Annotated in this window: 8 protein-coding genes and 1 pseudogene; 5 read left to right on the top strand and 4 right to left on the bottom strand. The window is 40.7% G+C overall.

The features are described from left to right. Positions 1–398: 398 nt before the first annotated feature. A complete protein-coding gene (locus I8752_RS20665; RefSeq protein ID WP_214434169.1) occupies positions 399–2,843 on the top strand; it encodes a hybrid sensor histidine kinase/response regulator in 2,445 nt (814 codons plus the stop codon). Beyond that, complete coding sequence (locus I8752_RS20660) at positions 2,840–4,132, top strand: sensor histidine kinase (protein WP_214434168.1); 1,293 nt, start codon at positions 2,840–2,842, stop codon at positions 4,130–4,132. The genes I8752_RS20665 and I8752_RS20660 overlap by 4 nt, the downstream gene beginning before the upstream one ends. Positions 4,133–4,237: 105 nt before the next feature. On the opposite strand, the gene I8752_RS20655 is transcribed toward I8752_RS20660, so the two are convergent. Both I8752_RS20655 and I8752_RS20650 read right to left on the bottom strand, forming a co-directional pair. Then, a complete protein-coding gene (locus tag I8752_RS20655; RefSeq protein WP_214434167.1) occupies positions 4,238–5,167 on the bottom strand; it encodes a cation diffusion facilitator family transporter in 930 nt (309 codons plus the stop codon). Positions 5,168–5,431: 264 nt separating this feature from the next. Then, positions 5,432–6,088, bottom strand: a complete 657-nt coding sequence (locus tag I8752_RS20650) for a DUF1345 domain-containing protein (RefSeq protein ID WP_225895792.1) — start codon at positions 6,086–6,088, stop codon at positions 5,432–5,434. A 402-nt stretch (positions 6,089–6,490) separates the two neighbouring features. On the opposite strand from I8752_RS20650, the gene I8752_RS20645 reads away from it, so the two are divergent. Continuing rightward, positions 6,491–7,180 carry a pentapeptide repeat-containing protein gene (locus I8752_RS20645; protein WP_214434166.1) on the top strand — a complete coding sequence of 230 codons (690 nt, stop codon included), beginning with the start codon at positions 6,491–6,493 and terminating at the stop codon, positions 7,178–7,180. A 221-nt stretch (positions 7,181–7,401) separates the two neighbouring features. On the opposite strand, the pseudogene I8752_RS20640 reads toward I8752_RS20645, so the two are convergent. Further along, a pseudogene (locus I8752_RS20640) lies at positions 7,402–8,462 on the bottom strand (IS630 family transposase). A 136-nt stretch (positions 8,463–8,598) separates the two neighbouring features. After that, positions 8,599–9,030, bottom strand: a complete 432-nt coding sequence (locus I8752_RS20635) for a DUF6006 family protein (protein ID WP_214434165.1) — start codon at positions 9,028–9,030, stop codon at positions 8,599–8,601. Positions 9,031–9,351: 321 nt separating this feature from the next. On the opposite strand from I8752_RS20635, the gene I8752_RS20630 reads away from it, so the two are divergent. Then, positions 9,352–9,810 (top strand): cupin domain-containing protein, encoded by a 459-nt coding sequence (locus I8752_RS20630; RefSeq protein WP_214434164.1) that lies wholly within the window; start codon positions 9,352–9,354, stop codon positions 9,808–9,810. Positions 9,811–10,114: 304 nt separating this feature from the next. Beyond that, entirely contained in the window at positions 10,115–10,252 is a 138-nt protein-coding gene (locus I8752_RS37505; protein ID WP_225895791.1) for a CopG family transcriptional regulator, read from the top strand. Positions 10,253–10,318 lie beyond the last annotated feature (66 nt).

Genomic DNA, 10,318 nt, shown 5'->3' with positions numbered 1-10,318 from the left:
GTGTAGGGTGTAGGGTGTGGGGTGTGGGGGAAGAGATAGCCCCAACCACCCTTGGGATACAATCCTAAGCTTTTCAAGACGATAGTATTGGTGGGGGTTCCAAGCCTCTTCCAATGCAGTCTTCACTACACCCGTTGCGCCACACCCCACACCCTATTCTTGACCAAAGTTGACTGTTGAGTGTCAACAGTCAGCGGTCAACAACCACTATAAATATTTCTGAAAATTAAATGCGCTTTAGCTTATTAGTTTCTCCACTTCAATTGTCTATTAACTTAACGAGCATTTAAGTTGTATAAAACCAGGGCTGAACTTTACTACAAAAGCTTTAATTATTAATAATTTCTTGGGCAATCTAAAAATAGCCTTCTAATTATTACTGATGCAGTTTTCAAAGTATGAAGCTTTTGATCGGGTCTAGCTCAAGTCCCTCGGAATGCTATAACAACAAAAATTACTTACAAAATTTATTGATTCGATTTATTCTTGGTGGCACGACTATTATTGTAAGTATTTCCGCTTATTGTACCTATCTAGCTGCTCGCAACATGGCGCTAGCAGATTTGAAACAAAGTGCTTTTCAAGAGGTGCAAAGAGGAGTTAATGAAATTGAAGAGTGGTTACACGTCCGCAAGGTGGAGGTAGAAACCCTCGCTAATACTTCAACTGTACGTTCCTTGAACTGGTCTGTAGCAGAACCATATTTACGGGCAGAAGTTAAGCGGATCGATGAATTTTTCTTTTTTCAAATAACTATTTTGAATGGTTCGTTTTCTAATACTCAGGTTGGTCGGTCAAACAAAAATGTTAAGGACAGAGACTACTTTCAAAAAGCATTAGCAGGACAAAGCAATATTTCCGATCCTTTTATCAGCCGTTCTACAGGAATTCCTTTAATTGCGATCGCCACCCCAATATGGCCCAATTCTGGGACTAATAGTTCGCCAATTGGAGTCTTTCACGGCAGTGTGAAAGTCGATCGCATTACTAAGGTTGTCAACTCGCTGCGCTACGGCAAGAAAAGCTATGCTTTCGCCCTCAATTCCCAAGGACAAGCAATCGTCCATCCGGACACAGCCTTAATGTCAACGGTAGAAAAACCTGCACCTAGTCTGCTAAAAATCGCAGATCGTAATTTAAATGCGATCGCCCAGCAGATGGTACACAAACAACAGGGAATTGAGTTGATGGAAATTGACGGCACTAAAAAATATGTTGCTTATGTTCCATTAAAAGAAGCTAATTGGTCTTTAGCTTTGGTGATTCCGCGCCAAAATATTGAATCTCGTTTGCAATTCCTCGATGCGATCGCCCTCATTGTAGGAGGACTGACAGTTACCATGATTACTGTCTTGTGGCAAGTGCAAGCATTTGAACAAACACAGCTGAAAAAATCTAAAGCAGCGGCTGATACAGCAAACCGCGCCAAAAGCGAATTTTTAGCCAACATGAGTCACGAACTGCGAACACCCTTGAATGGCATTTTGGGTTGCGCTCAAATTTTGCTGCGTTCCAAAGGTTTACCAGAACGAGAGCAATATCATGTCAACATCATTGAACAATGTGGTTCTCATCTGCTCACCTTAATTAATGACATATTGGATCTGTCGAAAATTGAAGCAAGCAAATTAGAACTGCATCCCCATGACGCTCATTTTCCGTCTTTTCTGCAAGGAATTGCGGAAATTTGCCAAATTCGGGCAGAACAAAAAGATATTTTGTTTGTTTATGAACCTGCGGATGATTTACCTACAGGAGTTCATGTCGATGTCAAAAGGTTGCGTCAAGTACTGTTGAACCTGCTGGGGAATGCCATTAAATTTACAGATGAGGGTCAAGTCACTTTCAAAATTGAAGCGATCGCTCTACCTTCGTGTGAAGGGCAGACGCAGAAATACTGCATTCGCTGTTGGATTGCAGATACAGGAATTGGTATAGCAGCAGCAGAATTGAGCAAGATTTTCTTGCCATTTGAGCAAGTAGGCGAGAAAAAGCGTCAGACCGAAGGCACAGGGCTGGGTTTAGCCATCACTCGCCAGTTGGTACAGATGATGGGTGGCGATATCCATGTCAAAAGTCAGGTTGGTCAAGGCAGCACTTTTTGGTTTGAGTTGGAAATACCAGAAGCCAGCGAATGGGTACAGTCAGCAATGGCTGCATCAGCAAGACAAATTATTGGATTTGAGGATAGTCCGCGCACGATTTTGATGGTGGACGATCGCTGGGAGAATCGCACAGTCATTACAAACCTGCTGCAACCACTGGGCTTCAATGTAGCCGAAGCTACCAACGGTCAAGAAGGTTTAGCAAAAGCGATCGCCCTCAAACCAGATTTGGTGATTACAGATTTACTGATGCCAGAAATGGACGGTTTTGAATTGATTCAACGTCTGCGTCGCACCCCAGATATCCAAGACATCAAAATTATCGTCTCTTCTGCTAGTGTCTTTGAAACCGACCGAAATCGCAGTCTGCAAGCAGGCGGTAACGACTTTCTCAGCAAACCCGTACAGGCAGATGAATTACTACAACAATTAGAACGCCATTTAGGTTTGATATGGATTCACAAGCAGTCTGAGTCTGACAAACAAATAACTAATAACTCGGCTACAACGGATAGCCAATCAGATTTATTGATTTTTCCCGCTGCCGAAGTGTTGCAAGAACTGATCGCATTAGCGAACATAGGTAACTTTAATGCCATTTTCAAGTGGGCCGACCGACTAGAGGCAACAGATCCGACTTTTGCGACCTTTGCTAATCAACTGCGGCAACTAGCAAGGCAATTTGACGAAGATGTAATCCTCAGTTTCTTGAATCAATATGAAGTAGAAACAGTATGACAGTAAGAATACCAGATCAAAAGCATTTTTGCGATCGCCAACCTGCGAGAGGAATTATTTTACTCGTTGATGATAATCCTACTAACTTACAAGTTTTATCCAGCTTTTTGGATGAGTCTAGCTTTGAAGTTTGGGCAGTTCGCAGCGGTGAAAAAGCCCTTCAGAAATTAAACAGCGATCGTTTGCCCGATTTAATCTTGCTTGATGTGATGATGCCGGGTATGGATGGATTTGAAACCTGCCAACATCTAAAAAACGATCCTCGCTCTGAGGATATTCCTGTCATTTTTATGACTGCCCTTTCCGAAACTGCCGAAAAAGTGAAAGGATTCCGATTAGGAGCTGTAGACTACATTACCAAACCTTTTCAACATGAAGAGGTATTAGTTCGGCTCGAACATCACCTGAAGCTCAAAAATTTGACGAAAACTTTGATTGCCAAAAACGTCGAACTTCAAAAAACCCAAACCCAACTCATTCAAGCAGAAAAGATAGCAACCTTAGGTCAACTAGCAGCAGGAATTGCCCATGAGGTGAACAATCCTATCAATTTTATCGCTGGTAATTTAAATTTTTTGGAACAGTATGTTTGGGAGATAGTTGATTTACTCAAACTCTATCAAAACTATCTGCCAGATCCACCTGATGAAATTCAAACTGCAATCAAAAAAAGCAATTTGAATTATTTATTAAATGATATATCTAAAATTATCCAATCTATGCAAATTGGTACAGATCGCGTTACCGAAATTGTCTCATCCTTGAATAAGTTTTCTCGCCATAGAGAGGTAGGAAAGAAACTGACTAACCTGCATGAAGGACTAGAAAATACACTATTAATTCTTGGTCATCGACTCAAGGCAAATGCTCATCGTCCTGCTATTCAACTAATCAAACAATATGGAAATTTGCCGCTGGTTGAGTGCTATCCAGGTGAAATTAATCAGGTTTTTATGAATTTGATTTGTAATGCGATCGATGCCATTGAAGAAACACAGAAAAATCATAATTTTCAGGAAATTGCCCAAAATCCTGGTGTGATTCGGATTAAAACAGAGGTAATTGGAGAGCAAGTTATTCTCAGAATTGCAGATAATGGAGCAGGAATTAATGAAACAGAGCAAACCAAAATATTCGATGCTTTCTATACAACGAAACCCATAGGTAAAGGAACAGGGCTAGGTTTATCGATTGCTTATCAAATTGTGGTTAACAATCATTATGGCAAACTATATTATCACTCAACGCTAGGTGAAGGTTTAGAATTCGTTATTGAACTACCCATTTGATAAGCAGTGTCTTACGAAGAATTGTTAGACCTTCTATTGTACAGACGCGATTAATCGCGTCTCTACGACAACACGAAAAGATGTGCAAATTAAAGGCGCGACAGCTTATTTATTATTTTCCACCTGCTGCTTTTGAGTTCGCTCCAACTCTAGATCGTTCCAAGAGGTAGGGTCTTCTAAAGGTTCTAAGTGTGTTGTTACACTGGTTAGAGGCAATGCCTGGATAATAGCAAGCTCAATTGCCTCGCATAAGTCATGCCCTTGCTGTACTGTCCAAACTCCAGGTACAAGAATATGGAAGGAAACAAACCGACGCATTCCAGCAATGCGAGTTCGTAGCGCATGAAATTGGATACCTTGGCGTTTGTATTCGTTGAGAATTGTGGAAATTATGTCAATTTCTTCTTTGGGCAAGGCAGCATCTAGTAGCCCCGAACCAGTTTCTCGCAGCAAATTCAATCCTGTCCAGACAATATTTGCTGCTACTAACAGAGCGATAATTGGGTCAAGCACTAGAATGCCTGTTACCTTGACTAGAAAAATTCCGAGTACTACACCACCTGAAGTCCACACATCGGTAAACAGGTGGTGAGCATCAGCCCTGAGCGTAATCGAACGTAACCGTCGTCCCGCCCGCAGCAAGACAAAAGCCACAACACCATTGACTGCCGTTGCCAAAAGTGAGAGCGTTAATCCTAATCCTATCTGCGTTAGCGGTTCTGGATGCAACAAGCGTCCCCAAGCTTCGATTGCTATGATGATTGCTGCCACTACAATCAACATCCCTTCTGCACCACTGGAAAAGTATTCAGCTTTGGAATGCCCAAAAGCGTGTTCTGCATCGGCTGGTTTGGCAGCATAAGTTAATGCCCATAGCGCCACCAGTGCTGCTACGAGATTCACACACGACTCAATTGCATCTGAAAGCAGACCTACTGACCCAGTTAATAGGTAAGCCCCAAACTTTAAAGCGATAGTGACGACTGCTGCTGCAATCGACAAGAAAGCGTAGAAGCGGGCTGTTCGACCACGCATCACGGTCACCTGGTAGGTAGATTAATTCAAAGCTTACAGTAACAAACTTTGCTTGCGAGCATCATCAACCGTTGGATTCTTACGGAAAGTCACGAAGCCATAATAAAATGCAAGCAGTCTGCTTTTACGCTCTACTACTTAATTTTTGTTTTAGCTAAGACATGATGCCTACCTTAACCCCTCATTTAACCCCAGTTCAGATATAACCAATGATTCCCATTTGATGGTCAACTGTCAATCGGTCAGTAGCAGTGGCGATCGCTACTAAATCAGCGATGCAATAATATTAATACTCATAGCCAAAATACTGGTGTTGAAAAAGAAAGATAGTACTCCATGTATCAAAGCTAATCGTCTCATACCAGGCGACGTTGTTTGAATGTCTGAAACTTGGCTAGTCATGCCTATTACAAAAGAAAAATATAAAAAGTCCCAGTAATCTGGGTCACGCTCGTCAGGAAAATCTAGACCTCCAGACTCTTGAGCATCATCAGCATCACTATTATTACGATAATAACTGTGTGCATACTGCAACGCGAATAATACGTGTACCAATACCCAAGAACCGACAATCGTCATTATTGAAAGGAAGACGTGCAGTATTAGGATATTTTGGGGTATTCCTTTTTTATCTGCGAGCAAAAATCCAATGGCTAAGACACTAGCACAAGCAGCCGCAATCACTATCGTAAAAATGCCCAAACGACCCTCATATTCATACTGAGCATAGCGACGCATCTTAACAGATGTTGCCAAGACCATCTTCCACAAAGTCAAGAATAAAAACAAGTCAATTCCCACGTTCCAAGCACAGAGAATCCGCGTTGCTAAGTGCAATCCATGAGGTATTAGTACTAAAGCTAACAACGATATCCCAATCGAAATCAGCAGTCGAGGTCGGGTGTCAAAATTTTTGAACAACTTAATTTTATTATTGGAAATCTTAGTATTTCATATCAGATTGACAGCTTTATGGCAAATTTATGACAACTGCATGGCTAAAACACATTGAAAACTCATAGCGCGAACTTGCCAAATTATATCGTGTCCGCCTAAAGACTTATCATTTAGACCGCAGGGGGCAGGGGGAAAGAGGGTTTCCTGGTATTTGCATAGATGCGGGAATTATAACTAACTAAGCGGACATGATATGATTCCCAAAAAATTGTTAAGTATAGCAGTAGTTAAACCATTGCTTCCAGGTCAGCCGAAATCTGCAATGGAGTTGGAGGAATGAATTTATAAAATGCATACAATAGTACTATGTAAAACCATCAAGATCGGGATTATTCTCAAAATCAATTTCTAAAGGTGATGAAAAATATGAAATTAATTAGTTTGAATCGCTGGTTTAACCAAAAGAAAGAATCTGTTTTACTATTTGATTCAATTGCTGCGGCTAATGAAATAGCCCTGATGCTTGACGGTGAGTGGGATGGTTGCAATGGTGTGGTCGTAGCCAACTGTGACGAAATTGCTGTTGATACTGCTGCCAAATTATCCGAAGCTAGATGGTGTTATCAAGGTGCTGAAAAAGCTGTGTTAGTTCAATTAAAAACTGATGAACTTCTACGGCGTTATGCAATTGGAGAAAGGATTTTTATTAACGCTAACTTAAGATGTGCCCAACTCGCATCAACAAAGCTGAGTCAGATAAACCTCAGTTACGCACAGTTGACTATGGCTGAGGTTAGCCAAACTGACTTAACTCAAGCCAATTTAGCTCAAGCAGACTTAACTCAAGCAAATTTGAGAGGAGTAGACCTAAGCCAAGCACAGTTGACAGGCGCAAACCTCAATCAAGCGAACTTAGCTCAAGCAAATTTGAGAGGAGCAAACTTAGTTAAGGCAAATTTAACGCAAGTAAACCTTACTAATGCGGACTTAACAGGAGCGAATTTGGCACTAGCAGACCTAACAGGAGTAAATTTTCACTCGTGCAACTTGAGTGGCGTTAATCTAGCAGGTGCAAAGTTGATTGAAACTGAGTTAGCTTATGCAAAGCAATGCTAATTTGAATGGTTGCAAACCAAGAGTTTTAAGCCTCTGTTGCTAGGATTTCCCAGCAATATAAATCAGCCACGCTCTAGTATTAGAGCATAAAAACCACGGATGCGATCGCTTGCCCTAAATTTACTCAAACTCTTTATTCGGCTGAGTTTTCCAACTGTAAGTCAGATAACAACAGCCAAATTTGCTGACTGGTTATATCATGTTCGGTAAATCACTTACGATTAAGCCCCAATTTTAATCCACCAGTGAAAACCAGTTAACCCTTGAATCAAATCTTGCTGTTGAAGCAAAGATTGACAGCGATGAAATAAAATTTCCTCCAAATCATCAAGTGTCTCAAATGTTTTATTGGCAATTGGTTCATCAACCAAAGTCCACAATCTTTCTGCCGGTTGTAATTCGGGTGAATGAGATGGTAAAAATGTTAAATGCAGTCCTTCTGGAATCTTTAAATTCTTGCTGGTATGCCATCCAGCTCGGTCAATAGCTAAAAGAATGCGTTTATTAACGCCTAACTCAAATTCCGAGGCAAAATCAGCTAAAACCTGATTAAATAGTTCAGTGTTGACATAAGGGAGAATCCACCAATAATTTTCTCCAGTTTGGGGATGTACAAAAGCATACAACCACAACCACTTAAACCTCCAATTGACGTTGGCAATTGGTGTTTCCCCTTCAGGAACATAAACTCGTCGAATAATTGGCTTGAGTCCTAAACGATGTTCATCCTCGCACCAAAGTTGAATTTCTGCATCTGGGTAATTAACTTTGAGTTCTTCAACTTCTGTAGCTAGTTTTTTTTCCAGGCTTCTTGCTCAAAAGGATCGCCTTGTGTATGAGATGGACGAGGTACTCGTAGCCTAAAAGTCATTTCCCGTAATATCTCCCACCCTCTATATCTACTAATCTTTATTCCAGTCACTTCACTTAACCAATCCGCAACTTTTCGCCCATTCCAGAGTCCTCCATCTTGCGCGTTTTCTTGTAAAGCTTGCCATAGCTGTGCTTGATGTCTGTCGGAGATTAACGGCTTTGCGCCTTGATTTTCCTTGCGGCGATCGCCAATTCCACTTCTACCAAACTTGTTGTACCGTTTAACCAATGCGTATATCCATGTTCTGCTGTAGCCTGTTATTTCTTCTACTTCTTCCGTCTTTTTTCCTTGTGCTAGTAACCATATAATCTGGTATTGGTGACTTTCTACTGGGTCTTTCCCCTGACGGTAAAGCTGTTCTAACTCAGCAATATCTAAATGCCTGGCTATACTAATTCGTTTCGGCATAGTTCATCGTTTTTATTCCTACTTTTATCATAAGTAATTATCCGAACATGATATTAGTTGACTGTGCAAAACTACAGCCATGCCCAAGCTGCCCTCAAACAATATCATAGTATTCAAGGGCAACATTGCAGAAATCTCATCTGCGATTGCGACATTGTAATGGGTAGCGATTACCCCGCCATGTTGTCCATCCATCTGCAATCTTAGTGCGATTGTTGTATCTGAGATACCAATTATCTTGCTCTGCACCTAAATAACGAATACCTAAATCCTGTCTTTGCCTGCTGGAAAAACGTTTTCCTAAAGGAACCCACGCACTACCATTATCGCTAAACCGCCCGACCAGACGCACACCTGAAGTAGTAGAGCAAATATTGCCATTGCAAGAAGTTTGTGGGTCATCTACTACTTTCCATTGCATTTTGGCTGGTCTCCCGTCAATATTACAATCCCACAGACCAAAAAACCACTCACCAGCAACTTGACTGGCTTTAGCATGACTAGATACCAATACCAAACTTGCAGGGACAATTGCCAAACCTAAAAGCCACTTTGTGATGTTTTTCATTATACTTTACCAGTATCTACGGTAAACTTGTATTTTCTATTCACTCATATGTATCAGCATTACTATTTATGCAACTAATTAATACATAGAAACTTAATCTTTCTCTATTGCAAAAATGTCAAGGAGAAAATTAGCTCAACTTTGAGCGTCTGTGCTTATGCAGGCGTTGGGTGTGAGTTTGCTTGCACCTGATGTAATTCACCTTTGACTTATATCTATTGGATGTTGTTTTGAACAACGAATGAAATCACCATCGATATGAATACTCAAACACTGCGGCTTGGGTAAGTTAACTTAGTCAGTTGCATCGCAAGGATATTTATGTCACTACCAATTATTTTGCAACCCGGTGAAGGCGAATCAGTAAAAATTCGCACAAGTACTTGTACTTTTAAAGTAACTGGCGAACACACACACGGTCATTTTGGATTATTTGAATTTGTAATGGAGCCAGGTACTGAAGGAGCCAGTCCTCACATCCACAAGGAATTAACTGAAATGTTCTATGTGGTAGAAGGTGAAGTTGAACTCGTTCTCGATCGACAACGGGTGAATGCTGCGCCAAAAACGTTCATACTAGTTCCACAAAACACTCCACATGGCTTTTCTAACCCTGGAACAACTAGCTCAACACTCTTAATCTTATTTTGCCCTGCCGATTCACGCGAAGAATATTTTCAGGGATTAGCTGAATTGACAAAAGATGGGCGACAGCCAAGCCAAGAAGAACTTCTGGAATTAATGCAGAAATTCGATCAATATCCAGTACCGAAAGATTAAACAACTTATGAACAGACTCTCTGAGCAACTTTATCTGAATACTTATTTTATCTTGAGGTAAATTAATATATTTTTCATATTATCAACACAATTTTTCTATCCAAAACAGCTTAACTTCATATTTTCAAATCTAATTTACTTCTTGACTGCTAGTTAGCAAAATATAGCATTTTCTTCATCACTTCTTGAATTGAATCTCATTGTTTATATCATTGTATTAACTGCTTAACGAGCAGATATTAGAAGAGTAGTTTGAAATTATAGCTTGTCTAAATCCGTGAATAAGAAATGGGCTGTTAAACGAATGACGATAAATCTTACATCAGGTGAAGCTTCTAGACTTGAACAATACTGCTCAATGACGGGAAGACCAGCAACAGATGTAATTCGGGAGTTAATTCGCTCTCTTGTAACTAGTGAAGAAAATCTCAGAAGTGAGTAAATCAAACTTCAAACTTGACCAAGCCCCGTTGGGGCGGGGTGTGGGGTGTAGGGTGTGGGGTGTAGG

Origin of the sequence: Dendronalium phyllosphericum CENA369 (genome assembly GCF_016056275.1) — a bacterium.
Classification (GTDB): Bacteria; Cyanobacteriota; Cyanobacteriia; order Cyanobacteriales; family Nostocaceae; genus Dendronalium; species Dendronalium phyllosphericum.
Note: the sequence above shows the minus strand (reverse complement) of the source record. Positions and strands in the feature narration are given on the sequence as shown.

Bases quoted from the DNA above. Each gene is read 5' to 3' on its own strand.
- I8752_RS20665 (WP_214434169.1), top strand. From the start codon at position 399: ATGAAGCTTTTGATCGGGTCTAGCTCAAGTCCCTCGGAATGCTATAAC.
- I8752_RS20660 (WP_214434168.1), top strand. From the start codon at position 2,840: ATGACAGTAAGAATACCAGATCAAAAGCATTTTTGCGATCGCCAACCT.
- I8752_RS20655 (WP_214434167.1), bottom strand. From the start codon at position 5,167: ATGCGTGGTCGAACAGCCCGCTTCTACGCTTTCTTGTCGATTGCAGCA.
- I8752_RS20645 (WP_214434166.1), top strand. From the start codon at position 6,491: ATGAAATTAATTAGTTTGAATCGCTGGTTTAACCAAAAGAAAGAATCT.
- I8752_RS20635 (WP_214434165.1), bottom strand. From the start codon at position 9,030: ATGAAAAACATCACAAAGTGGCTTTTAGGTTTGGCAATTGTCCCTGCA.
- I8752_RS20630 (WP_214434164.1), top strand. From the start codon at position 9,352: ATGTCACTACCAATTATTTTGCAACCCGGTGAAGGCGAATCAGTAAAA.
- I8752_RS37505 (WP_225895791.1), top strand. From the start codon at position 10,115: ATGACGATAAATCTTACATCAGGTGAAGCTTCTAGACTTGAACAATAC.